Raw genomic sequence first — 25,584 nt, 5'->3', positions numbered from 1 at the left:
CGCAAACCTCCTCTTGCTCAGTGGATTGTCTTGACGGGGATCCTCCTGGCGCGGGCGGCCTCGGTTTTCGGGAGGACCAGCCGCAGGACCCCGTTCTTCACGGTCGCCTCGATCCGATCCTGGTCGATCTCGTCGGACAGGGTGAAGGCGCGCTCGTAGTCGCCGATTTCGTACTCCGCGTAGGCGATCTTGCGGTCCTTCACAAAAGCCGGTTCGACTTCGCCCAGGACGGAGAGAACGCCTTTCTCCAACGTTACGCTCACATTCTTCTCGTCCACGCCCGGCATGTCGGCCGTGAGAATGATGGCATCATTCGACTCGACGATGTCCACGGGCGGGATGAAGACCTTGCGGTCCCTGGTATGCTCGGCCCCTGCCGGGGACTGTGTTTTGACTGCCTGAATCTCGTTTGCCATCGCACTCACCCCCTCAGGTCGATTTGATCTGGATCTTCTTCGGCTTCTCTTCCTCGTGCCGGGGCAGCCGAACGCTCAGGACGCCCCGTTCGAAGGTGGCTTCGACACCCTTCTCATCGACGCGGAACGGCAGCTTGACGATTCTCGTGAACCGCCCGTGCCTGCGTTCCTGGCGGTGATAGGTCTCGCCCTCCCGCAGGGTTTCCGGCTCCCGGGAGCCAGAAATGGTGAGGGTGTCTCCCTGGGCGGACAGCTCGATCTTGTCGGGATCGACCCCGGGCAGCTCCGCGGTCACGACCGCATCGTCCTCGCCTTCCCAGATGTTGACGGCGGGGAAGCTGCGCTCATAGGGCAGGCTCAGGCCTGCGAAGAGACGGTCCATCTCCCGCTGCAGGCGTTCCACCCCGTTCCACACATCCGGAGACAACGCCATTCTTCTGAATTCGGGCCAGAACATAGATCCAACCTCCCTTCAAGAGATGATTGACACAAATTGTAGCGGTTAGTTTTCCTGCAGGGCATATCGACAGCCAGATACATCTAACATGCCGATATGGTTGAGAAACTTCTGATTTTGCCCTTAATATTAATCACGGATCGGCGGTTGTCAAGGGCAGCGTGCGTCCGATCTGCCCTTGCCTTCCACCTTGCTGATGACGGTGATGTGATCTTCCGTCTGCGCCGAGGTCGGGCCCTTGAGATGAAGGCTGTAGCGGCTCAGCAGCCAGATTTCGGGCAGGATTTCCGAGACGATCTCCCCGTTGTCGAAGATCCGCACGATGGAGCTTTCTGAGACGACGATGGCGATCGCATTGGTGTGCTTCGTGATCGATGCGGCCGCCATGTGACGGCTGCCCAGTCCGAGCGGGAGCGAGACGTCACGGGACGGGGCATCGATGTAGCGGCAGGCGGACAGGACGATCCCCTCGTCCGAGACGACAAAGGCCCCGTCGAGCTGGGCGAGCTCCTTGACCGTCTCGCGGAGGTCCGGGTCGTCGATGTGCCGCTTGCTTTCCGGATGACCCATCAGGGGGTCCAGGATGAGGCAGCGCGAGTTCGCCATGACGGCATCGGAGTCGGAAATGACGAACATCGTTCCCACCTTCCTGCCCTCGCGCCCCTCCCGGGCGATCTCTACGGCCAGGAGGATGACCTTCTCCAGCGTCTCGTTGTTGATCCCCCGGGCATCCGTGAGAATGTCCTGGAGGAGGTGGCTCGGCGCCGTGGCCGATCCCTTTCTCTGCGTTGGGCTTTTTTTTCTTCTCTTCACGGCGAACCTCCCGAACGGGTGCTACTCGATGATCAGGAAGGGGTTGTGCCTCATGTCCGTGTCGGCCGGGGGGACCTCCTCGTACTCGGAACGGAAGGCCTCCCAGATTGCGGAGAGCTCCTCCCGGAGGGCTGACCGGAGATCGTCGGGCAGCGACGGGGCAAGGGAGAGCATCTCCTCGAGGAAGACGTCCCGGAAGCGGGCCATCCGGTAGGGAGGCGCCGTCTCCCCCTCGCGGAGCATCGCAAAAAGGGCACGGGCCTCTTCGCCCGAGATGGCCGCGACGTCCGGCCCTAGACCGAGGCGGAGCCGTGCCCAGTAGGTCAGCAGCAGGTGAAAGCAGGTCGATTCGCCACGGCCCGCCGGTGCGCGCTCAATCGGGACCTTCCGTGCCAGGGCATCCATGAGCCCGTCCAGCGCGATGAGCCGCATCAGCGCCTTGCCGGCCCCCGACAGGTCCTCGGCCCCGGCAAAGTCCCGGTACAGGGCGCCGTCCTTTTCCGCCCAACCCGCGTAGAGCAGGGGCCTCTTCATCAGAAGGCCCGACAGCAGGCCCGCACGCTCCTCCCCCCAGAAGCCGTGATCGAAGCCCGACTTGCGGAACCAGGCGATTCTCAGCCAATTCTCCGCCACGTGCTTCAACCGCAGAACGAATCCGAATCCGACGCGAAAGACCGATTCCAGCGGGTTCTTCTCCAGCAGCGCCGCCGCCCGCAGCCGGTCCCTCCCCGCCAGTTCCTCCAGGGCGATGTTGAGATAGCCCGCCGTCCTGCGGGCCGTCCCCACGAGCCCGTCCATCTCCATGCGGGCAAGGCCCTCGACCGACGCCAGCCGGTTCGCCAGTCCGGCGAACTCCAACTGCAGCCGCTCCAGGACAAGAGGGTTCTGTACGGCAGCGAGGGCCTCCCTCAGGAAGCCCACCTGTCCGCCCTCGTGGAGCGGCAGGAAGGGGATGAGCGCCCCGGCTTCGCCGTCGGCCGCGACGTCGATGACCGGTGCGTCCGGCTCCCCCTCACGGTTCAACTGCTCGGGGGTCAGGGGGGAAAAAACGGAAACGGCCTCCTCGAAGGGCAGAAACCCGCACTCGGCCAGGCGCACGCTGCGCATCCGGTACATCCCCTCCTCCACCTCGGCCGGCACGGCGGCGGCGAGACTCGACAGGAGAGTCTGATAGGCCGGCAGGCTCGCCGCGGCGATGGCGCCGGTCAATTCGCGGATGAAGGGCTCCTGTTCCGGGTCGCGCACGCCGAGGTACAGGACCCCGTCGTGGGTGAAGAACCCCTCGGGAATCTCGAACTCCTTGTCGTCCTCCTCCCGGACCATCACCTCGATGCTTTTCTGAAGGATGAAATAGACCAGGGCGTTGCCCTCGTTGAAAAGCCACTGGACGGTCCTGCGCGGATCGGCCTCGAAGAGGCGCCTGAGCCAGCAGAGGGCCTCTGCGCAATTGATCTCGTCGCGGTCCCAGATCTCCAGGTCGAGCAGGTACTGCCACTGGTCCGTGGTGGCCAGCTCGAGCAGGGCGAGGCTGTCGTCAGCCCCGACCTTCTTGACGATCCAGTAGAGGTCTTGGGCGGGGAGCATCTCGACCGCCTCGCGGGGGCTGCCCGCCCCGAGGATCCGCTCCAGGATCTCACGGCCGCCGAGACGGTCGAATTCCCGGAGAAGCGCCTTCCCCTGCGTGTCGGGCTTCCCGGCGGCATGGTCCATGGACGGGGATTTTGCTTCGGTAGGCATGGTTCGTCCTGTTGCTCCTCCCGGGCGTCTTGACTGTTCGTTGAGAGAGGAGCCCCCGGGGAGGACCGGGCCTCCCCGGGGGCAGGAACGCTTCTAGCGGTACTGATGTTTTCTGAGGTTGCTAGGCCCTGGCTTCCTCTTCCTTCTCGGCCTTCTTCCCCACCATGGTCCGCGTGGTGATGAGCAGCGAGGCCACCGACGCCGCATTCTGAAGGGCCAGCCGCGTGACCTTGGCGGGGTCGATGATGCCCGCCTTCATCATGTCGACATACTCGCCGCTGTCGGCGTCGAAGCCGAAGGCCCCCTTCTTCTCGCGGACTTTCTCCACGACGACGGAGCCCTCGTAACCCGCGTTTTTCGCGATCATCTTCAAGGGCTCCTCGATGGCCTTGCGGACGATCTCGATGCCGTAGCGGGCGTCGCCCTCGAGATTGGCCTTTTCGAGTGCAGCGGCGCATCGGATGAAGGCCACGCCCCCGCCCGGCACGATTCCCTCCTGGACGGCCGCGCGGGTCGCATTGAGGGCGTCTTCGATGCGGGCCTTTTTCTCCTTCATCTCGATCTCCGTGGCGGCGCCCGCCTTGATGATCGCGACGCCGCTGGTGAGCTTGGCGAGGCGCTCCATCGCCTTCTCGCGGTCGTAATCCATCTGGATGGTCTCGATCTCCTTCTTCAGCTGCCGGACGCGCTCCTCGATGTCCGCCTTCTTGCCCGCCCCGTCGATGAAGGTCGTGTTGTCCTTGTCGACGACGATCCGGCGAGCCCTTCCGAGGTCTTTGATGGTCGCCGACTCGAGCTTGACCCCCATCTCCTCGGAGATCACCCTGCCTCCCGTGACGACGGCGATGTCCTGCAGGGCCCCCTTGCGGCGGTCCCCGAAATACGGGGCCTTGATGGCGCAGCTCTTGAGAACGCCGCGGACCTTGTTGACGACGAGCGTCGCCAGGGCCTCGCCCTCGACGTCATCGGCAACGATCATGAGGGGCTTGCCGGTCTTCGCCACCTGCTCGAGCAGCGGCAGGATCTCCTTCAGGCTGCTGATCTTCTTGTCGGTGATCAGGATGTGGGCGTCTTCGAGGACGGCCTCCATCTTCTCCGTGTTGGTGACGAAGTACGGCGAGATGAACCCGCGGTCGAACTTCATGCCCTCGACGTATTCCAGCACCGTGTCGATGGACTTGTTGTCCTCGACGGTGATGACGCCCTGCCTGCCGACCTTGTCCATGGCATCGGAGATGATGGTGCCGATCTCGGTGTCGTTGTTGGCCGAGATGGTGCCGACCTGGGTGATCTCCTGCTTGTCCTTGACGGGCTTGGCGATCTTCTCGAGCTCTTCGACGATCAGCTCGACGCCCCGGTCAATCCCTTTCTTGAGCTCCATGGGGTTCATGCCCGCCGCCACGAGCTTGGCCCCTTCGCGGAAGATGGCCTGCGCGAGGATGGTCGCCGTCGTCGTGCCGTCGCCGGCCTCGTCCGACGTCTTGGAGGCCACTTCCTTGACCATCTGGGCCCCCATGTTCTCGAAGATGTCCTCCATCTCGATTTCCTTGGCCACCGTGACGCCGTCCTTGGTGATCGTGGGGGCCCCCCACTTCTTCTCCAGGACCACGTTTCGGCCCCTGGGGCCCAAGGTCACCTTGACCGCATCGGCCAGGGTATTGACTCCCCTGGCGATTTTCTCCCGCGCGTGAGCGTCATACAGGATTTCCTTCGCTGGCATGATCGACTCCTCCTCCGTGTTCTGCGATGTGGGATGATATTGATGTTCAGGCGCAAATGAGCCGGGCGCAGTAAAAATAATGACGACTTGCCGGTTGTCAAGATGGGGTCGGGTGCCCTACCGCTTCCGCCATCGCTCGACCCGTTCGAAGGCGTCCGCGACGGCCTTCTCGAGCATCCCGAACTCCACGGGCTTGATGAAGAAATCGTCGAAGCCCGCCTCCCGGCACTCCTCGACCTCGAAGAGGCCGGCCCACCCCGTGATGGCAAAGAGGATGGACAGGGGCTTTTCCCTCCGGATCCTGCGGCCCAGTTCGAGCCCGTTGGTCCCGAACAGGCGCAGGTCGAGGAAGATCACATCGACATCCTGTTCGTTGAGGATCTCGATGGCGTTGTCGGCCCCTTCCGCCGTCAGGACCCGGTACCCGGCGGCGCCGAAGAAATCCTTGAAGATCTCACGCACGGTGATCTCGTCGTCCACGATCAGGATCGATTTTTCCACGGCCCGCCGTCCTCATCGGCCGCCCCGGCACGACCCGGGGACCGCCGGTCTTGAAAACGTTATCTTTTATTATATCCGCCCCCGAAATCCCAGCAAAATCTTTTACGCCGTTTGCTCGATCTGCCGCAGTTTCTCGCGCAGCCGCTTCGGCGACACCGGGTAGGGAGTCCTGATCTCCTGGGCAAAGACCGACACCCGGTACTCTTCGACCATCCATCGGTACTCTTCGACGGCCTTGACCCTTTCAGGCGACGCCCCGCGGACGGTAACCTTCTGGAGCTCTTCGAGTTTTTCCTCGAAGGGCCGGATCTCGGCGGCCCGGACCCTGTCCCGGTCGAGATGGACGGCGCCCCTGTCCGCCCGGATCTGCAGCGCCTTGAGGTAGCGGGGGAGCTGGGCGAGGCGATCCGGGTCATACCGCTCCAGGAACGAAAGAGGGACGATGCGGTCGAGCTCGGCGCGCATCTCCCCGAGGAAACCGGTCACGCTGCGGTTTGCCCGGTTTGCCGCCTCGAGGGCGGATAGGGCCTGGCGTGTTTCGTGATAGGCGCGCAGTACGGGTTCCACCTGCGCGAGCAGCTGCCCGGGCGCTTGAAGCAGCACCGGCCTCAGAGAACGGGCGTAATCCTCGAAATCCTGTCGCGTCCGGATATCCTTCTCGAGCAGGCGGCGGATCAGCCCCTGATGGAGGATGTCCTCCAGGGCCGCGGCCCCCCCGAAGTAGACGGACCAGACCTTCATCTCGCCCCGCAGGGCGAGGCAGCGGCGAATCGCCCCGAGCTCCTTCCGGAATTGCAGGGCCAGAAGCGTCCTGACGCCGGCCCGGTGCGCCGCCTCGGCCTCCCCGCGGTCTCTCAGCAGTCGCAGATCGACGGCCTCGCCCGCCGGCACGAGGGCCGGGTAGGCGACTCCCTCGAGGACGTTGTGTTCATCCAGCGGGATTTCCGCCGGGATTGCATCGGGCAGCCCCGGCGCCTCCCAGCGGGTGACCCCCGTCCGTTCCCAGGCCTCCTTCGCCCGGTGGAAGGCCCGCGATGCCTGCTCTTCCAGGCGGTCCCTCTGCAGGGACTCGATGTCCCTCGCCGACCGGATCTCCTTCCCCTTGGCGTCCACGACGGCATAGCGGAGTTTGAGGTGATCGGGAAGCCCCTCCAGGTCCCATGCCGAGGGGGGCACGTCGAGCCGGAACCGGCGCTTGAGGCTCTCCGAGAGGGCCGCCGGAAGCGGGCCTTTGCTTTTCTCGACGTCCCGCACGATGAGCTCCGCCGACTGCGGGAGCGGGACGAGATGCCGCCTGACCTCGCGGGGAAGGGCCTTGAGGAGGGCCGTCACCCTCTCGCGCAGCAGTCCCGGCACGGCCCGCTCCAGGATTTCGGCCCGGAGGCCGGCAAGCGCGCTGGCCGGGAGCTTCAGCGTCACGCCGTCGGCGGCATCACCCGGGCTGAACCGATAGCTCAGGGGAAGCGAAAGCCTCCCCGCCTGCAGGGCATCGGGGTAGAGGGCAAGCTCGCCGGGGTCGGGGGCCTGACGGAGCACGTCCTCCTCGGTCATCCGGAGAAAGGCGTCGCCCCCCCGCTCGCGGATGATCCTCTGGAGGGTCCGTACATCGGAGACGTCCCGCAGCCTCTCCTCGTAAAAGGCGGCCAGGACGTCGTCCGTGGCGAGCAGGGTGCGCCTGCGGAGCCTGTTTTCCATGTCCCTCACCCGTTCGATGAGGGCGCGGTTGTGGGCGAGGAAAGCCGGGGGCCTGTCGATCTCCCCGGGCACGAGGGCCTCGCGGATGAACACCTGCGTGGCCGCGGCGGGGTCGATGCGGCCGTAGGAGACGCGTCGCTCCTCGACGATGACGAGGCCGTAGAGGCTCACGCGCTCGGTGGCCGTCACCTCGCCGCGCCTGCGGTCCCAGCGGGGGTTGAGATAGGTGGAACGGCAAAGGCTTCCGCCCAGGGGCTCGAGCCAGTCCCGGTCGATGTTGGCGGCCGTCCGGGCGAAGAGCTGGGTCGTCTCCACGAGCTCCGCCGCCACGATCCAGTCGCCGCCGCGGTTGTAGAGGCCCGAACCGGGAAAGAGCACGACCTGCCTCCCGCCCGCGGCGGTGTAGGTGTTCTTCTCCTTCTTCACGGCGATGTTCGAGAGGTAGCCGCTGAGCACCGCACGGTGGATCCGGCCGTACCAGGCCTGGGGATCGCCGCCGCCTGTCTTGCCGCGGGTCTTTTCCTGGGGCGCCGGGCCCTCCTCCTCGACGATCTCCTTGAGCTGGCTGTGGACGTCCCGCCACTCCTTCATCCGCCGGAAGGAGAGGAAATGGTCGCGGCAGAACCGCCTGAGCCGCCCTGCGGATCTTGCGTTCGGGGCGTTTTCGTGGAAGCGCCCCCAGAGGGTCAGCAGGGTGAGAAAGTCCGATGCAGGGTTGACGAATCGGGCATGGGCGGCGTCCGCCTCCTTCTCCTTCCCGGCGGGGCGCTCCCGCGGGTCCTGGGTGCCGAGCGCCGCAGCGAGAACCAGGATTTCCTCAAGACAGCCTTCCCTTTCGGACTCGAGGATCATCCGCGCGATCCGGGGGTCCAGCGGCAGCCGGGCCATCCGGCGGCCCCGCTCGGTGAGACGCCAGCGGGCCGCGCCGCTGCCGTCATCCGCGCGCTCGATGGCGCCGAGTTCCTCGAGGATGTCGTATCCGCCCCGGATGCTCTTCGGCGCGGGCGGGTCCACGAAGGGGAAGGCCGCGGGGTCGTCGATCCGCAGGGCGAGCATCCGGAGGATGACCTCGGCGAGGTTGGAGCGCAGGATCTCGGGCGGCGTGTAGAGGGGTCGGCTCTCGTAGTCCTCGCGGGAATAGAGGCGGATGCACACGCCGTTTTCCACGCGGCCGCAGCGGCCCGCCCGCTGATCGGCGCTGCTCCGGGAAATAGGCCGGACGGGCAGCCCCGAGGTCCTCGTGCGGGGGTTGTAGTACGAGATGCGGGCCAGCCCCGTGTCGACGACATAGCGGATCCCGGGGATCGTGACGGACGTCTCGGCGACGTTGGTGGCCACGACGACCTTCCTCTCCGGGATCGGGACGAAGACGCGCCGCTGTTCCTGCGAGGGCAGTCTCGCGTACAGGGGCAGAATCTTCACGCCCCGGCGGCCGCGCCCCTCGAGCATCTCGCAGGCATCGCGGATGTCCTGCTCCGTGGGCATGAAGACGAGGATGTCCCCGCCCCCGCCGCCGTCGAGCAGATCGTCGACGACGCGGACGGCGGCCTCGACGTGGGTGACCTCCTCGGGGTCTTCCTCGAGGGGCTCGTAGCGGATCTCCACGGGGTAGAGCCGCCCCGAGACCTCGATGATGGGCGCACCCCCGAAGGCGGCGGAGAATTTTTCCGTGTCGATCGTGGCGGAGGTGATGACGACCTTGAGGTCCCTGCGCCTTCGCAGGAGGGTTTTCAGCATGCCCAGGACGAAATCGATGTTGAGGCTGCGCTCGTGCGCCTCGTCGACGATGATCGTGTCGTACTCGTTGAGATGGGGGTCGGCCTGGGCCTCCATGAGGAGGATGCCGTCCGTCATGATCTTGATGAACCCCTCGGGCGAGGTGCGCTCCTCGAAGCGGATCTTGTAGCCCACCGAGCGGCCGGGCTCCTCGCCCATCTCCTCGGCGATGCGCTGGCTCACCGTGACGGCGGCCACCCTGCGGGGCTGCGTGCAGCCGATCCGGCCGTCGATGCCCCGGCCCGCCTCGATGCACATCTTGGGGATCTGCGTGGTCTTGCCCGAGCCCGTCTCGCCGGTGATGACGACGACGGGGTTTTCGCGGATGGCCTCGACGATGTCGGCCCGCCGGGCTGTGATCGGCAGGGCCGCGGGGTAGCGCACCGGCGGGAGGCCCGCCCGGCGCCTGTCCTTCTTCGCGGAAGCCCGCTCGAGCCGCCTCTCGAGCCGGTCGATTGCGTGCTCGAGACCCTCGGGGCTTTTCGCGGACTGCAGCTTTCCGATCTCCCTCAGCAGGGCGACGCGGTCGGCCCGCATGACGGCGTGCAGTCTCGCCCGGAGGCGCTTCAGTCTGTCCGATGGCGACGGCAATGGTCTCAACCCCTTCTTTGCTTTGGACCTCATATAGGTTGACGGGGGATCTGTCAACGGGTGTCGCCTGTCCATGTTCGTCCTGCTGATGACGAATGCTGACATGCAAATCAGAAAGTGAGAGGGTAAGAGGGTATGAAGGTTGGAGCAGCGGGGAGAAATCTGTTCACCCCTGCCATATCCACCCTTCTCACCTTCTTACCGTCTCAACCTCGTCTGTTCATAGCCGGTTGTAAACGGGCCTTATTCTGGTAGAATGATGAAACTCATCCCAAGGACCGGAGCCCGGCCGTGGCCCATCAGCGACTCAAAAACGCCTACCACCGTCTCGCGGAGCGAATCAACCAGTTCCCCCAGGGTGCCCCGCCTTCGGAGCTTCTCTACGGAATCCTCCGCATGCTCTTTTCGGAGCGGGAGGCAGAGCTCGTCTCGCTGCTGCCCATCCGGCCCTTTGATGCGAAGAAGGCCGCCGCGGTCTGGAACATGCCGGAGAAGAAGGCCGCAGGCGTCCTGGACGGACTTGCCGACCGGGGGATTCTCCTCGACATCGAGCGGGACGGCGGCCGCGTCTATGTTCTGCCGCCCCCGATGGCGGGTTTCTTCGAGTTCTCGATGATGCGCCTGCGGGCCGACCTCGACCAGAAGGCCTTGAGCGAGCTGTACTACCAGTACATCAACGTGGAGGAGGATTTCATCAAGGCCCTCTTCGTGGCGGGCAAGACCCAGCTGGGGCGCGTCCTCGTTCACGAACCGGCTCTGCCGACCGACAGCGGCCTTCACGTCCTGGACTACGAGCGGGCCAGCCGCGTCATCCAGACGGCGTCCCACATCGGGATCGCCATGTGCTACTGCCGGCACAAGATGGGTCACGTGGGAAGGGCCTGCGACGCCCCCATGGACATCTGCATGACCTTCAACCGCGCCGCCGATTCCCTCATCCGCCACGGGATCGTCCGGCCCGTCACGGCGGCGGAGTGCATGGGCCTGCTGGAAACGGCCTACGAGCACAACCTCGTCCAGTTCGGCGAGAACGTCCAGCGCCAGGTGAGCTTCATCTGCAACTGCTGCGGCTGCTGCTGCGAGGCCATGATCGCCGCCCGGAAGTTCGTCCACCTGCACCCCGTCCACACGACGAACTTCCTGCCCGTCGTGGACGGGAGCAAATGCACGGGCTGCGGCCTCTGCGTCGGCGTCTGCCCGGTCGGGGCGGTCGCCCTCCGGTCCGCCGCGGACCCGAAGAAGCGCACGAAGAAGAAGGCCGCGGTGGACGACGACGCCTGCCTGGGTTGCGGCGTCTGTGTCCGGAGCTGCAAGACAGGCGCCATGGCCCTGGCGAGCCGCCCCGAGCGGGTGATCACGCCCGTCGACTCGGCGCGCAGGCTGATTCTCATGGCCCTGGAGCGGGGAAAGCTCCAGAACCTGATTTTCGACACCCAGGCCCTGCTGAGCCACCGCGTGATGGCGGCGATCCTGGGGGCCGTCCTGAGGCTGCCCCCGGTGAAGCGGGCGCTTGCCTCGACACAGATGAACTCGCGGTACCTGGATCGCCTCATCGAACACTATGACGAATACCGGCTTGCAGAACGAAACGAGGCGTGAGATAATAAAAAATTGGAGGGGGACTCCATAGCCATGAACGCAGCCCGCTTCGGGAAGGCCCTCTGTTTGCTCCTGCTGACAGTCCTGTGCGGTTGTGCCGGCGTCCTGCAGGAGGAGCCTGTGAGGGCCCGGGAGCCGTCCGTCCCGCCGGCCGCCGTTGCGCCGCCCCCGGCCGCCCCCGTGCCGGATGAAGCGGAGACGGCAAGGATCCAGGCCCGGGAGATGCTCCTCGGCAAATGGGTGCGGATCCAGGGTGCCGACACGATCGAGTTTCTCGAGGACGACACGGTCAGGCTCTACAGCGCCGTCGAGAAGGTCGCCTACACGGGGAGCTACAGGGTGATCGACCGGCACCAGATCGAGATCACCATGAAGAAAGGGGATCCCCTGACATGGGGATACGCCTGCACGAAGGGAGAGCTCACCCTCACGACCCCGACGGGGGTGGGCATGAGGTACAAACGCTACAGGGGGAAATAAGGGGTTGCGCCCGCTGAAGGGCCGGAAGGGCATTTTGACTCGCCCCTTCCGTGCACCCCGCCGATGCGCCAGGAGTCCGATTATGACCGCATTCGCCTATCTGAGCAATCTGTTGCAGGACCGGTATATCGCTTCCGTGATGCCCACGTCCCGGTTCGCCGTGGAGAAAATCTGCTCCCGCGTCGATCCTCAATCGGCTCGAATCGTGATCGAGTACGGGCCGGGGACGGGGGTCCTCACGCGCTCGCTCCTGCATCGGCTGGGCCCCGACGCCCGCCTGATCGCAATCGAGCGTAACGAAGCCCTCGCCGAACTGCTGCGCCGGAATTGCAAAGACCCCAGGTTGCAGATTTACCAGGAATGCGCGGGGAACGTCCTCGACATCGCCAGCCGCAGCGGCATCGGGGAGGTGGACTGCGTGGTCTCCGGGATTCCCTTTTCCTTTCTGTCGGCCGAGGCCCGCATGGGGATCCTCCGGGACACGCACAGCATCCTCCGGCAGGGCGGCAAATTCCTTGCATATCAGACCTTTTATCAGCCCCCCAGTTGTCTCCGGGCACCGCTGCGGGAACTTTTTTCCACGGTCAACACGGACTTTGCCGTCCTCTGCGTTCCCCCGCTTCTGCTCGTCGAGGCTGTCAAGTAGCCCGGCCCCGGCGGCGACAGCCGCCAGCGCGTCCGGACCTTGCACGCGGGTTGCGCGCTCAAGGTTCGGTGCAGCGATCCGATGTAAAAAGAAGGGGCTGTCCGGGACCGCCTGATTCGAAGCGGTTTCTCCCGGGCGAATCGAAGTCGAGGTGCAACACGTGAGGCGAAAGGCGATCTACTGGCTGTTCTGGCTGTTTCTCATGGGGGGGATGATGCTCTCCGTGATTCACTCGTCCCCGTTGTAGACGATCGGCCGGCGTGCGCAGGGGCGAGCGGCCCCCCGGTTATTCCCGCTGCCCGAATGCCCCGAAAGGCCTGTTCGGCGCCTCCCTTTTTATCATCTAACCCTTTGAGCTGAATAGCGAAAAGGCCTCTCTTTTTTTTCTCGACAGTCCCATCGAAATGCGATAACCTTCAGCCATCCATGATATGAAACCAACACGAAAGGGGGTCTGTCATATCAGGATGTAGAGCCGCAGCGCCGGCTCGCCGAAGTGCCGCCAGCCGGGGGCCGTCGGCGCGAGGCTTTATGTTCGATTGCAACAGGAGGTCATCCAGACATGTCAACGGCTGATCGCGGAGGTTCCCCCTCCGGGCAGGGCGACGCTTTCGAAAGCCGGGTCGCCCGGATCATCGATTTCGATCTGGCCCGCTGCAGGAGGATCATTTCCGATCTCCACTACCGGCTTACCCGTTTTTCCAATTCCGACCGGTTTTACGAGGAGTACGAACTCGCCCTCTATGAATACTTCGAGGGGCGCGGCGTCTACGGCGAAGACGAAGACGATCTCTACGATAATTTCCAGAGCGAGGAAGAGTTTTCCCGGTTTCTCTCCTGGTATTCGCTGTATTTCGTCACCGACGAGTACGACAAGACGTTCCCGGAGCTATATCTCGATCGCCGCAGGAACCAGCTCTCCGCGCTCGAGAGGGAGATCCTGCAGAGTTATTCCCGCTCCGTGCTGAGCGTGTACGAGGTGCAGCGGATCGACCCGGGACAGGGGGTCGAGATCCGGGATATCTTCGCCGACCGGGCCTTTTCGCTTGCCGACCCTGCCGCCGCGCAGACGCTCTGCAAGTGGGATCTCTTCTACGGCGGCCTGATCGAGGTCCGCGGCTACCAGATCCTCGGCGGCATGCCCATCACCGTCATCCCGCAGAAACTCAGGCGCTTCATCGAGGTCAACCTCCTCGAGATCTACAACGAGGAGCGGGAGAACTACCGCAACTTCCGGGATTACCTGAAGCGCGCCACGGCGGAGATCTGCGCCCTCGTCGAAAATGCCGTGCGAAACCTCGAGCGGCCCGAGACGGCGGCCGACCCCGAGGCGGAAAAGGCCTCCCTCACAAGCCTTCTGTACCGGGTGGACGACTACGATGCCTTCCTGCAGATCATCGATCGATCCCCCGTGTTTGCGGCCGCGGAGCCGCGCAAACCCGGCGCTGCCCTGCCGGCCAAGGTGCTGCGCTTCCATTGGCTCCCGAGGGAAGGGGCGGTCGGGCCCTCCCGCGGTGCGCCGGGGACCCTCTTCCTCAAGCGGGACTCCCTGCTGGCCCAATGCGCGTCGGCCCAGCGGGCAGAAACCCTGCGTTCCATCCTGGACAGGATGTTCGGCAAGGCGATCACGTACCGGACGACCGTCCACAAGAACGTCGACAGGCAGGCAGACCCGGCTGCGCCGGACCGGGCCCCCAGTTCCCCGGAGGGCGTCTTCGCCGGGCGCGAGACGCCGGAGCGGCCCTTCGACAACTGGATCGACGAGAAGATCTCCGCCATCGGCAACATCACACCGCGGGAGGCCGTCAAGACCCCCGAGGGCAAGAGGCGGCTGATCGATCTCCTCAAGGAGTTCGAGAACCAGAACGAGAGGGCCCTGCGCAGGGGGCTCAAAGGCCAGGACACCGTCTTTTTCCCCGTCGAGCAGATACGCAAGGAGCTGGGGCTGTAGCGGCTACGTTCTGCACGAGCGGAAGTTGTGCAGTGGAGAGGGTGAGAAGCTCGGGCGGGCCGGGAGACCACCGTCTGCATCCCGTTTGCCCAAGTTCCTCCCTTCACAGCTTCGAGGTTTTCTTCTCGCGCGCGCCCCGTATCCGATCGACGTCCATGCTTTCAAGGAAACGAACCGGCCGGCCATGAAATGGGATTTCTTCGCCCCGCGACGCAAGGACGGGGAACATCTTTCCTATTACCGCAAGGGACAGCTGCGCGAGAGGCGCAACTACCGGAAGGGAAAGCTCGACGGAATCTACGAATCCTATTACGAGAACGGCCAGCTCCTCGTGCGGATGTCCTTCAAGGCCGGTCAGCGGCACGGGGAGGCAACGTCCTATTATCGCGACGGCACGCTCCGGGAGAAGTGCACCTTCGAGAAGGACAAGATCGTCGGCGAATACACGTCCTACTACGAGACGGGGCAGCTTCGGGAGAAGGAGTTCTACAACCGCGAGGGGCGGCTCGAGGGCGAGTATCTCCTCTACTACCGCAACGGCCAGCTGAAGGAAAAGGAGACCTTCGTCGACGGGAAGTTCGAAGGGGACTACGTCTCCTACTACAAGAACGGGCAGATCCGCGAGAAGGGCACCTTTCGCGGCGAAAAGCGCGAAGGCCCCTACGTCGCCTATGACCGCGACGGCCGGCTGCTGGAGCAGGCGGTGTTCAAGGCCGGCAAGCCGGTCGGCGCCCACACGCTGCTGGCCGCAGGGTCGGCCGCGGCCCTGACCATCGGCCAGGGCGACGAGGACCTCGACGAGCACGAGTTCGACCGGATGCTCAGGAAGATGGGCGACTTCGGGAAAAAGACCGACAACGGCGCAGCGCCGAAGGCGTTGACGGACGAGGACGAGGACGAGGAGGAGGACGGCTGATGTTCCGCAGCATCCTCATCCCCACGGACGGGTCCGATTACAGCCGCACGGCACTCGAGTACGGGATCTACATTGCGAAGAAGCTCGACGCCCGCATCACCGGTCTCCACGTGATCGACATCAAGGTGCTCCAGGGGCCCGTACTCAACGACATCTGCAGCGCGGCAAGCCTCTGTCCCGGCCCCGAGTTCTTCTCCGTGATCGAAAAGGCCCTCGAGTCGCGTGCGGACAAGATCCTGCGCGAATTCCGCGAGCGCTGCGAGACGCAGGGGCTCACCCCCGACGTGAAGAAGGTGTCGGGGATCATCGACGAGGAGATCATCCGCGAGGGGCAGGGGGCCGATCTCATCCTGCTCGCCCAGCGGGGCGAGCACTACCCCCTGAGCCGCAGCGTGCTGCTGGGATCCACGGCCGAGGCGGTGGTCCGGAAGGCCGGCAAGCCCGTCCTGGTCACTCCCGCTTCGTTCATCGAGATCGAGAGCATGGGTGTCGCCTACGACGGAAGCCCCCCCGCCGATCGCGCCCTCAAGATCGCCGCCGAGCTTTCCGACAAGTGCCGCTGGCCGCTCACGGTGCTCATCGTGACGGACCAGGCAAGGGTCTCGGCCGACCTGAGCGCGAAGGTGGAGGCGGCCCTCGACGAAACCCTCATCGACAAGGACACCATCGTTCTCGGGGGGAAAGAGGAAAAGGAGATCCTCAAGTTCATCGACGAGGGGGCCGTCGAGCTGATGCTGATGGGCACCCACGGGCACAGCCGGTTCAAGGAGCTCCTGCTCGGCAGCACCACCTCGCACGTCGTGCGCAAGAGCAAAATCCCGGTCCTGCTGACCCGCTAAAAAACCCCCTCATTCCCTCTTTTCTAGAGGGGGACGCAAGGGGGATTTTCTTTGCCTTGTCGCTTGCTGCTGAGCGCTTGCGGCTCTCAGGGCGTGAGATTCCCGATGACCCCCCTGAGCTCCTCCATCACGTCATAGCGGGTCAGGTCGTAGTAGATCGGCGTGATCGAGATCATGCCGCTGCGCAGGGCGAGGAAATCGGTCCCGTTGTCCTCCTGGTCCGTGATCTGCGTCTCCCCCGCCAGCCAGTAGTACACATTCTCCCGGGGATCGGTGCGCCGCTCGAACTGCTCCATGAGCCGGGCCTGCCCCTGGCGGGTCACGACGACACCCTTGATGTCCTTCTCCGGGATGGCCGGGACGTTCACGTTCAGGGGGATGTGGCGGTTCGGGTTGTGGTCGAGCATGAACCGGGCGACCTTCCGGGCGAAGCGCGCCGCAAAACCGAAATCCGCGTCTCGGCTGTGGGTCCCCAGCGAGACGGCGATGGAGGGGACCCCCAGGATCGCGCCTTCCGTCGCGGCGGAGACGGTGCCGGAATACAGCACGTTGATCCCCACGTTGGCCCCGAGGTTGATGCCCGAGACGACGAGGTCCACCGGCCTGTCCGAGAGCTCCCGGATGCCGATCTTGACGCAGTCCGCCGGTGTCCCGGTGACGGCCCAGCCCAGGAACTGTCCGTTCTTCCTGGCGGGCCTGACCATGAGGGGCCGCGAGATGGTGATCGCGTGCCCCACGGCGCTCTGCTCCACCTCAGGGGCCACGACGAGGCAGTCGGCGTCTTTCGACAACTCCTGGTACAGCGCGCTCAGCCCGCGCGCGTAGATCCCGTCATCGTTGGTCAGCAAGAATCGCATCGCCTGAATGCACAGTCCTTTCTGCGTCTACCTGTTACCTGTCATCTGCCACCGGCCACCTGATACCTTCAGCGGTATCAGAGCGCCCGGGTGACCATGGAGTGTTGAGTCATCAGTACGCCGGAGTGATATCGACGATGGTCTTCCCCTCCACCTTCAGGATGAACGACCGCCTGAGCATTTCCCCCGCCTTGTTGACGCTTACCGAGCCGGTCACGCCTTCGAAGGCCTCGATCTTTTTAAGGCGGTCCCGCAGCGATTTTCGATCCCTGACGCTCCGGTCCCGGAGGGCATCCCCCAGCATCCTGGCCGTGTCGAAGGCCAGGGCTTCGCGGTAATCCGGCTCCCGCCCCGTCGCCCCGAAGAGGGTGTCCGAAAAGTCCCGCACCGCCGGTTTGTCGCTTTCGGCGAAGAAGGGCGCCGCCAGGATGGCGCCCTCGAAGACGTCCGCTTCCCTGCGGATCCCCTCCGGGGAGTACCACAGAGACGTGCCGAGGAGCTGAACGCCCCGGACGTCGTGAAACGCGAGCTGGGGCAGGATCATCCGCAGCCTCGGGAAGGCATCGGGGATGAAGAGCGCCTCGAAATCGGGCGCCGGCGGCGGAAGGGGCTTCGCCGCCTCGGCCCCTTTCTTTTTCGCCGGGGGGCGCGGGGCCTTGAAGGCCGCCAGCTTCCGGATCTCGGCCGAGAAATCCGTCTGGTCCGTCCTGTAGGGCTGGACGCGGCGGACCTTGCCTCCCAGCCGCTGGGCTTCCGCCCGGAATGCGTTCATCATGGCCGTTCCATATGCATTGTCCGGGTAGAAGATCGCGAGGCGGGTCAGGCCGAGGTCCTTGACGGCATAGGATGCCAGGGTGACGGCTTCACGCAGCTCGGAGCGATGCTCGCTGAACACGAAATCCCGGTGACCCTCGGGCAGGTCAACGGGGCCTAGGACGAGCAGGGGGATCTGTGCCGCCTGCGCGGCACGGGCGGCCTGGCGCGCCGCCTCGGTCTCGGGGGGGCCGATGACGGCCATCACGGCCGGCACGGCGGCGAGGCGTTCCACGGCTCGTGCCGCGGCCGCGGGGTCGTCGCCGTAGTTCTCGATGCGGAGCGTCACCGGCACGCCCCGTTTCCCGTCGAAGAGCCCCAGCCCCGCGATGATCCCGTCTAGGGACCGGTTTCCCAGGGCCGCCGGCTTTCCCGTCAGCGGGAGCACCGCCCCGACGGCGGCCCGCTCGTCGACCGCCGCGGCTGTCCCCGCGGCCGGAATCGAAATCGCAAGGGCAAGGAGAAAAATCTGAAGGGGGTTTCGCGTCATCTTGGGCCTTCTATATACCCTTTTGCGGGGGGATTTCAACCGCTCCTTCCCCTTCGCCTGACGCCGGCCGACAAAAAAGCCTGACACCCCGGAGGATGTCAGGCTTTTTCGGTGAGGCCTGCTTACTTGTTCTCTTCGAACTCGGCGTCGACGACGTTGTCGTCCTTCTTGCCGCCTGCGGCCTTGGGCCCGGCCCCGGGACCCGCGCCCGCCGACGCGCCGGCCTGCTGGCCGGCCGTCTTGGCGTACATGGCCTCGGCGAGCTTGTGGGATGCACGCGCCAGCTCGTCCTGGGCGCTGCGGATGGCACCCGCGTCATCGCCCTCCATGGCCTTCTTGACCCGGGCGACGTGCTCCTCGATCTTGGCCTTCTCCGAGGCGTCGATCTTGTCGCCGAATTCCCGGATGTTCTTTTCGATCTGGTAGACGAGCGAATCGGCCTGGTTGCGAGCCTCGATGAGATCCTTCTTGCGCCTGTCCTCCTCCATGTGGGCCTCGGCCTCGCGCACGAGTTTCTCGATCTCCTCCTTGGAGAGACCGCTCGAGGCGGTGATCCGGATGCTCTGCTCCTTGCCGGTGCCGAGGTCCTTGGCGGAGACGTGCACGATGCCGTTGGCGTCGATGTCGAAGGTCACCTCGATCTGCGGCACCCCCCGCGGCGCCGGCGGGATCCCGACGAGCTCAAAGCGCCCGAGCGTCTTGTTGTCCGCCGCCATGGCCCGTTCGCCCTGGAGCACGTGGATGCTCACGGCGGGCTGGTTGTCCGCGGCCGTGGAGAAGATCTGGCTCTTGCGGGTGGGGATGGTCGTGTTCTTCTCGATGAGCTTCGTCATCACGCCGCCGAGCGTCTCGATGCCCAGGGAAAGGGGCGTGACATCCAGCAGCAGGACGTCCTTCACCTCGCCGGCCAGCACCCCCGCCTGGATGGCGGCGCCCACGGCGACGACCTCGTCGGGGTTGACGCCCTTGTGGGGCTCCTTGCCGAAGATCTCACGGACTTTCTGCTGGACACGGGGCATGCGGGTCATGCCGCCCACGAGGATCACCTCGTCGATGTCCTTGGGCGTGAGGCCCGCGTCCTTCAGGGCCGTCTGGCAGGGGGGGACGAGCTTCTGGATGAGCTCCTCCACCAGCGCCTCGAGCTTGGCCCGGGTGAGCTTCATCAGGAGGTGCTTGGGCCCGGAGGCGTCGGCCGTGATGAAGGGCAGGTTGATGTCCGTCTCCATGGCCGTCGAGAGCTCCATCTTGGCCTTCTCGGCGGCTTCCTTGATCCGCTGCAGGGCCATGCGGTCCTTGCGCAGGTTGATGCCCTGCTCCTTCTGGAACTCGTCGCAGATGTAGTCCATCAGGCGCTGGTCGAAGTCCTCGCCGCCCAGGTGGGTGTCGCCGTTGGTCGACTTCACCTCGAAGACGCCCTCGCCCAGCTCGAGGATGGAGATGTCGAAGGTCCCGCCGCCCAGGTCGAAGACGGCGATCTTCTCGTCCTTCTTCTTGTCGAGGCCGTAGGCCAGCGACGCGGCCGTCGGCTCGTTGATGATGCGCAGGACGTTGAGACCGGCAATCTTCCCGGCGTCCTTCGTGGCCTGGCGCTGTGAGTCATCGAAGTAAGCGGGGACGGTGATCACGGCGTCGGTCACCTTTTCTCCCAGGTAGTCCTCGGCGGTCTGCTTCATCTTCATGAGGATGAAGGCCGAGATCTCCGCCGGGCTGTAGTTGCGGCCCCGGATGGTGACCTGGGCATCGCCGTTGGGCGCCTCGGTGATCTTGTAGGCGACGATTCCCTTGTCGTACTGGACCTCCTTGGAGGTGAACTTGCGGCCGATGAGCCGCTTGATGGCGTAGACGGTGTTCTCGGGGTTTGTGACGGCCTGCCGCTTGGCGGCCTGCCCCACGAGCCTCTCCCCCTTGTCGGTGAAGGCCACCATCGACGGCGTGGTCCGGCTGCCCTCCTGGTTCGGGATGACGACAGGGTCACCGCCTTCCATGACGGCCACGCAGGAGTTCGTCGTGCCCAAATCGATTCCGATCACTTTTCCCATGATGCTCAAACCTCCTGTACTGCTCAAATGCTGGGTTACTGTCCCTCGCTGTCCCGTGCAACGTTTTTCGAAACGGATACCTTCGACGGTCTCAGCAGGCGTCCGTGCAGCGTGTAGCCGCTCTCGTATTCGTCGATGACCCGGTTGCTCTCGACCTCCGGCGTCTCCACCTGCAAGAGCGCCTGGTGCCTCTCCGGGTCAAACGGCTCTCCCTTGGCCGCGATCTTCGCCACCCCATGCCTCTCCAGGCAGCCGAGGATCTGCGTGTGGATCATCTCGAGCCCCTGCAGGAAAGCCTCGAAATTGTTCCGCGCCTGCAGATCCGCTGCCTGCTGAAGGGCCCGGTCGAGGCTGTCCAGAATGGGGAGGATGTCCCGGATCAGTTTTTCGTTGCCGTACTTGATCGCCTCTTCCCTCTCCCGCGCCGCCCGCTTGCGGTAGTTGTCCAGCTCCGCCGCGGCCCGCAGGTAGCGGTCGTAATTCTCCGCGGCCTCTTTCTCCTTGGCCTCCAGGCGCGTGCGGAGATCCTCATCGGGCTTGGTCTCCGGGGCCGCGGTCTCGGCCGCCGTCTCCACGGGCGTCGCCTCCGGCGCGTCGGTCTTTACGGTTTCGTTCTCCTTGCGGTGCTTCGATTTGCTTCCCATGATCCTCCGGTGTCTCTTCCCTTTCCTGCTATCGGTGATCGGGCCGCTGGAACAGGCGCCAGTCCACCAGCTCACAGATCGCGTGCGCCGCGACGATGTGCACCTCCTGCACGCGGGGCGTGACGCTGGAGGGCACATTGAGGTGATGGTCCGCAATCATCCCCACCCTGCCGCCGTCGCGACCCGTGAACCCGATCGTGACGAGCCCCATCTTCTTGGCGGCCTCCAGGGCCCGGATGACATTGACGGAGCCGCCGCTGGTGCTGAACCCCCAGGCAATGTCCCCCTCTTGACCCAGGGCCCGGATCTGCTTGGAGAAGACCTCCGCAAAATCGTAGTCATTGCCGATGCTCGTGAGCACCGACGTGTCCGTCGTCAGCGCGATGGCCGGCAGCGGGGGCCGCTCGATCAGGAAGCGGTTCACGAACTCCCCGGCGACGTGCTGCGCATCGGCGGCGCTGCCGCCGTTTCCGAACAGGAGGATCTTGTTGCCCTTCTTGAGGGCTTCCGTGATCACGTCGACGACCCGGGCGATCCGTTCGAGGTTGTCCCGAAGAAACGTTTCCTTGATCTGGACGCTCTCCCGGAAAATTCGCCTGATGATGTCGTCGACGGTCTCCATTCGGGGCCTCTGCGCAAAAAATTCAGCCCGCCCGATCCCCCCTCCGTGGAGAGGGCGATTGTATGTCGTTGATTTGAGTCGGGTTTGTTCCTGAGCAACCGGAGTGCCCGGCGTTCTCGACCTGCAATTTAGGCATCGGCAGGGGTGATGTCAAGGAAGCCCGGAACATGAAAGCGGATTCATCGTCCGGGGTCGGAGGTGCCGGCCGTTTCGTCGCACGGCCCGGCCGCCTACCGGAGGGTGCCGGTGCGATGGGTTTCGCGCAACTCGGCGAGCTTGCCCCGGTTGAGCCGGGAGGTGTGCGTCAGGTACCCGCCCACGCGGCTGATTCCCTCGACGCGGGTGGAGCCGCAGCGGGGGCAGGCCGGCTTCAGGCCCCGCGCCGTCTGCCGGCAGGAGGGGCAGACGGTGAATTCGGGCGAGAAGACGATCTGGCTGCTCGTCGTTTCGCGGAAGACCCGCTCGACGAACCGGGCGAGAGCGCCGGCGTCCGGCCTGGATTCCCCGAGCCATATCGAGGTGATGGCATTGCCCTCGATGAAGGGGTGGAAGAGGCCCTCGCTGGCGACGCGGGCAAAGGGCTCGGTCTTTGCCGCGATGTTGAGCTGCGTCGAGTTGGTGTAGTAGAGCGCACCCCGGGCGACATCGCCCCGGACAAGGCTCCCGGACCGCGGGGAGTGGTACTTCAGGTCGAGCCGGGCGAAGCGGTACGCGGTGCTCTCGGCGGGGCTCTGCTCGAGGATGAACCGCAGGTTGTGCCTCCGCCCGAGCTTGGCCGCCGTCTTTTGAATGTGGCCGAGCACCCGGAGGCCGAACTGCAGGGCCCGATCCCCCTCGTGGAGCTGCGTCCCCCGGTGCGCCTGGACGAGCTCGTTGAGGCCCACCATGCCGATGAGATGGGTGGCGTCCTCGAGCCGCAGGTAGGCCGAGCCCTCGCAGTCCATCGACAGAAGGGCCAGGGGGCCGCCCTCGCCGAGGGCGAGGAGCTTTTCGATGAACTGCCGCTTCTGGGCATGGGCCCGGGCGATGAGCTCCATGCGTTCCGTGAGCAGGGAAAAGAGAAGCCTGTCGTCGCCCCCGGAGAGCATCCCTAGCCGCGGGAGGTTGAGGGTCACGTTCTGGATCGACGCGTAGCGCATCTGCCAGGGCTTGCGGGCGTCCTCCCGGGCCCGGGGATCGCCCTTGAAATCGAGAAGGCGGCAGCGCAGGATCTTGTGCGTCCCGTCCCGGTCGAAGAGGAAGTGGGGATTTCCCTTCTCCGCGGCTGCCTCGCAGACGAGCAGGAGAAACTCCTCGTGCCCCGGCGTTTCGAAAAAGTCCTGCGTGATCCTCAGCAGGGGCTTGGGAAAGAAGAAGGGGCTTCCCATCGCGTCGCCCTCCCGGTAGATCTCGAACAGGGCGCGTGCGAACCGCTGGGCGGCCTTTTCGTACTCCCCGTAGGTCCTGCCCGTGAACGCACCCCCTGGCCCGATGGCCGGCACGTCCCGGAGGTGCCGCGGAACTTCCCAGCAGATGCCGATCTCGGTGAAGATGGCCTGTCCGCCCCGCGAGACGGCGAGCTGGGAGAACTCGAAGACGAGCATCTGGGCGATCTGCTCGATGTCCCGGTCGGACAGGGACTCCAGGTAGGGGGCGAAAAAGACGTTCAGCGCCTCCCAGCCGATCGTCCCCGAGAAGTGCCCCTGCAGGACGGCGCTGTAGCGGACCATGTGGGCCAGGAGGACCTCGGCGTGCCGGGCCGGCTTCGAGGCCGAGAAGGTGTTGGGGAGGCAGAGGCCGAACCGTTTGACGAACTCCAGGGTCTGGCTCGAGCAGTAGGGCCTGTCGACATAGCCGAGGTCGTGCAGGTGGATGTCGCCCCGGACGTGGGCATCCCCGACCTCGTGGGTGAAGACGCCGTGCAGCGCGTACTCCTTCTTGATGCCCTCGGCGAGAATGAGGTTGGACGCCTCGGGACCGTGGGGCAGGTTGGCGTTCTCCTTGTTTTGGTGGAGGAGAATCTGGCTGACGTCGTAGAGCGGGAAGCCGAGGCGGGTGTGCATGCTGCGGGCCTGCTCGAGGCCCCTCTCCATCAGCTTCGCGTCGACGAGCTCGCGGATCAGGGGTGCCGTGAGGCGCGTGAGCCCGGAGGCCATGATCTGCTTTTCGACGTCGAGACTGATCGCCTCGGCCGTGGGGGCATCGACGTTGGTTTCCAGCAAGAGGGCATCGACGATGCGCCTGCGGTCCCAGTGGGCGATCTCCTCGTCGGAGGTGCGGACGAAGAGCGTGATGTCGGTGGATTCCTTTACGGCCACGTGGTTTCCTCTCGGCAAACACGATCTTGTAACAGCTTGGAGGAGGGCTGTCAATTGCGGGTGCAGAATGTAAGAGGGTATGAAGGTGAGAAGGTTGGAGAAGCAGAGAGGACAGAATTCCGGCTGCCGACTCATCCAACCGTCTTACCCTCTCACCTTCTTAGCTTCTCGGATTGGCCGGATGAGGTCCTGTGTCACCAGCTTGTCAGATATTTGTCCTGGACTGTCCCGCCAGCGACCCTAGTGCCTTCTCGGCGGCCTCGGCCATCGCCTCGTCGTGCTCGTGGGTGAGGGCGAAGACCCGGAAGTGGACGACCCGCGCCGGGATGAACCGGTAGAGGTCGACGAGCGGCTCCGGCGACGTGATTCCCGTCGCGGGGTTGTAGATGTTGATCCGCTTGTTTTCCTCCGTGATGGGATTGAGCGGCCTTGGGTCCTGCGTGGCGAGATCGACGCGGAACGGCTTCCTGCGAAGTTCACGGGGCAGGTGCCTGCGGATCTCGTCCTCGTAGTCCTTTTCCCCGGAGAAGCGGATGCCGCGCGGCAGCTCGTCGATGGAGAGCTCCGTGACGAAGGACATCTTCCACTTGACCTCCCGGTTGTGGAGCTTTTCCCACTCCCGTCCCAGCGCCCGCTTCTGGGGGTCCTCGTCGCGCGGCCACCGCTGGACATCGCGGAAGAGGGTCCACTCGTCGCACTCGAGGTAGTCGTCGAGAAACTTCGAGGGGTCCCCCGGCAGAAGGCGGTTCATCGTGTCGCGGAAGATCTCCTGCAGGTGCAGGTCCAGGGCCCTCGTGGTGCGGTGGTAATACACGTTGCGGTAGAGGTTGAGCCTTGCGTTGAGGAACCGCGAAAGGGCGGAGATGCCGGCCTGGTGGAGGGTGATCCCCTTCTCGGTGAAGAACGTGTAGAAGCGCAGGCGCGAGATGTCCACCATGTCCAGGGAGAAGCCCGTCATGAAGGCGTCCCGCTGAACATAGTCGAGGTTGTCGGCCGTGTAGACGCCTGAGAAGAGCTGCCGGAGAAGCTCGAGCCACCGCGGCTGCCTGCCGTCCCGCCCCTCGGGCATCTTGATGAGGTAGGCCACGTGGGCCGGGTCGATCGCCTCCCCCTGTTCGAAGGGGCCCGTCGGGCTGCGCCGCAGGGCGGCAATCGTTTTGGCCAGCTTCTTCAGGATGATTTTCTGGCCGAGGTCTTCGTGCGTGATGCCGTACTGATCGAGAAAATGATCGTCGAAGAAGTGTCCGAAGGGGCCGTGCCCCACGTCGTGCAGGAGCCCTGCAAGGCGCGCCAGCTCCTCGATCAGGTTGACCGAGGGGGCATCGGGGCAGACGCTCTTGAGGCTGGGGTAGAGATGCCGGCTGAATTCCCCGGCCATGTGCATGGTGCCCAGGGAGTGCTGGAACCGGCTGTGCTCCGCGGCGGGATAAACCCAACGGGCGCTCTGGAGCTGGTGAATTCTCCTGAGGCGCTGGAGCCAGGGCGTGTCGAGGAGGTCCTTTTCCGTCTTTTCGCCCGGGCAGGCGGGGTCGGGCACGGTGAACCATGCGTACTGGTGAATGGGGTCGGCGATGAGCGCCTTGCCCGCGTAAATGTTCGCAAACTCGAGGCCCTTCCTGCGCATGCCGGATTTTGTATCGGAAATCGGCGCAATCTTCAATCGCTAATCGCCCCAGGGCGGAAAA

The 25,584-nt window shown here is 64.9% G+C and carries 20 protein-coding genes; 6 read left to right on the top strand and 14 right to left on the bottom strand.

The genetic code is table 11. The annotated features are described in order from the left end of the window. Positions 1-17 precede the first annotated feature (17 nt). The 7 genes from HPY67_14450 to hrpA all read right to left on the bottom strand — a co-directional run bounded on the left by HPY67_14450 (position 18) and on the right by hrpA (position 9,739). A complete protein-coding gene (locus HPY67_14450) occupies positions 18-416 on the bottom strand; it encodes an Hsp20/alpha crystallin family protein (GenBank protein NPV05916.1) in 399 nt (132 codons plus the stop codon). A 13-nt stretch (positions 417-429) separates the two neighbouring features. Continuing rightward, positions 430-873, bottom strand: a complete 444-nt coding sequence (locus tag HPY67_14445; GenBank protein ID NPV05915.1) for an Hsp20/alpha crystallin family protein — start codon at positions 871-873, stop codon at positions 430-432. A 150-nt stretch (positions 874-1,023) separates the two neighbouring features. Then, positions 1,024-1,686: a hypothetical protein gene (locus HPY67_14440; GenBank protein NPV05914.1), complete on the bottom strand. Its 663-nt coding sequence runs from the start codon at positions 1,684-1,686 to the stop codon at positions 1,024-1,026. A 21-nt stretch (positions 1,687-1,707) separates the two neighbouring features. Further along, positions 1,708-3,423 (bottom strand): hypothetical protein, encoded by a 1,716-nt coding sequence (locus HPY67_14435; protein ID NPV05913.1) that lies wholly within the window; start codon positions 3,421-3,423, stop codon positions 1,708-1,710. Between the two features lie 121 nt (positions 3,424-3,544). Continuing rightward, a complete protein-coding gene (groL, locus tag HPY67_14430) occupies positions 3,545-5,143 on the bottom strand; it encodes a chaperonin GroEL (protein ID NPV05912.1) in 1,599 nt (532 codons plus the stop codon). 117 nt (positions 5,144-5,260) lie between these two features. After that, positions 5,261-5,644, bottom strand: a complete 384-nt coding sequence (locus HPY67_14425; protein NPV05911.1) for a response regulator — start codon at positions 5,642-5,644, stop codon at positions 5,261-5,263. A gap of 102 nt (positions 5,645-5,746) precedes the next feature. Beyond that, entirely contained in the window at positions 5,747-9,739 is a 3,993-nt protein-coding gene (gene hrpA / locus HPY67_14420; protein ID NPV05910.1) for an ATP-dependent RNA helicase HrpA, read from the bottom strand. A 258-nt stretch (positions 9,740-9,997) separates the two neighbouring features. On the opposite strand from hrpA, the gene HPY67_14415 reads away from it, so the two are divergent. The 6 genes from HPY67_14415 to HPY67_14390 all read left to right on the top strand — a co-directional run bounded on the left by HPY67_14415 (position 9,998) and on the right by HPY67_14390 (position 16,137). Further along, the gene (locus HPY67_14415; GenBank protein ID NPV05909.1) at positions 9,998-11,305 is read left to right on the top strand and encodes a 4Fe-4S dicluster domain-containing protein; all 1,308 of its coding nucleotides are present in this window, start codon (positions 9,998-10,000) and stop codon (positions 11,303-11,305) included. Positions 11,306-11,338: 33 nt separating this feature from the next. Further along, positions 11,339-11,785, top strand: coding sequence for a hypothetical protein (locus tag HPY67_14410; GenBank protein ID NPV05908.1), 447 nt, complete (start codon positions 11,339-11,341; stop codon positions 11,783-11,785). 82 nt (positions 11,786-11,867) lie between these two features. Beyond that, positions 11,868-12,431: a methyltransferase domain-containing protein gene (locus tag HPY67_14405; protein ID NPV05907.1), complete on the top strand. Its 564-nt coding sequence runs from the start codon at positions 11,868-11,870 to the stop codon at positions 12,429-12,431. Between the two features lie 562 nt (positions 12,432-12,993). Further along, positions 12,994-14,382 (top strand): hypothetical protein, encoded by a 1,389-nt coding sequence (locus HPY67_14400; protein NPV05906.1) that lies wholly within the window; start codon positions 12,994-12,996, stop codon positions 14,380-14,382. A 184-nt stretch (positions 14,383-14,566) separates the two neighbouring features. Then, positions 14,567-15,298, top strand: a complete 732-nt coding sequence (locus HPY67_14395) for a toxin-antitoxin system YwqK family antitoxin (protein ID NPV05905.1) — start codon at positions 14,567-14,569, stop codon at positions 15,296-15,298. After that, on the top strand, positions 15,298-16,137 hold the full coding sequence (locus HPY67_14390; protein ID NPV05904.1) for a universal stress protein: 840 nt from the start codon (positions 15,298-15,300) through the stop codon (positions 16,135-16,137). Before HPY67_14395 ends, HPY67_14390 begins: the two co-directional genes overlap by 1 nt. A gap of 86 nt (positions 16,138-16,223) precedes the next feature. On the opposite strand, the gene surE is transcribed toward HPY67_14390, so the two are convergent. The 7 genes from surE to HPY67_14355 form a co-directional block, all read right to left on the bottom strand. Next, on the bottom strand, positions 16,224-16,994 hold the full coding sequence (gene surE / locus HPY67_14385; protein NPV05903.1) for a 5'/3'-nucleotidase SurE: 771 nt from the start codon (positions 16,992-16,994) through the stop codon (positions 16,224-16,226). 112 nt (positions 16,995-17,106) lie between these two features. Beyond that, entirely contained in the window at positions 17,107-18,297 is a 1,191-nt protein-coding gene (locus tag HPY67_14380) for a penicillin-binding protein activator (GenBank protein NPV05902.1), read from the bottom strand. Between the two features lie 122 nt (positions 18,298-18,419). Beyond that, the gene (gene dnaK / locus HPY67_14375) at positions 18,420-20,336 is read right to left on the bottom strand and encodes a molecular chaperone DnaK (GenBank protein NPV05901.1); all 1,917 of its coding nucleotides are present in this window, start codon (positions 20,334-20,336) and stop codon (positions 18,420-18,422) included. Positions 20,337-20,371: 35 nt separating this feature from the next. After that, complete coding sequence (gene grpE, locus HPY67_14370) at positions 20,372-20,980, bottom strand: nucleotide exchange factor GrpE (protein NPV05900.1); 609 nt, start codon at positions 20,978-20,980, stop codon at positions 20,372-20,374. A gap of 28 nt (positions 20,981-21,008) precedes the next feature. After that, entirely contained in the window at positions 21,009-21,581 is a 573-nt protein-coding gene (locus HPY67_14365) for a D-sedoheptulose 7-phosphate isomerase (protein ID NPV05899.1), read from the bottom strand. A gap of 251 nt (positions 21,582-21,832) precedes the next feature. Beyond that, positions 21,833-24,034: an anaerobic ribonucleoside-triphosphate reductase gene (gene nrdD, locus HPY67_14360; protein NPV05898.1), complete on the bottom strand. Its 2,202-nt coding sequence runs from the start codon at positions 24,032-24,034 to the stop codon at positions 21,833-21,835. A 70-nt stretch (positions 24,035-24,104) separates the two neighbouring features. After that, positions 24,105-25,523, bottom strand: coding sequence for an HD domain-containing protein (locus HPY67_14355; protein NPV05897.1), 1,419 nt, complete (start codon positions 25,521-25,523; stop codon positions 24,105-24,107). Positions 25,524-25,584: the final 61 nt, after the last annotated feature.

The organism is Syntrophaceae bacterium (genome assembly GCA_013177795.1).
Lineage (GTDB): Bacteria > Desulfobacterota > Syntrophia > Syntrophales > UBA2192 > UBA2192.
Note: the sequence above shows the minus strand (reverse complement) of the source record. Positions and strands in the feature narration are given on the sequence as shown.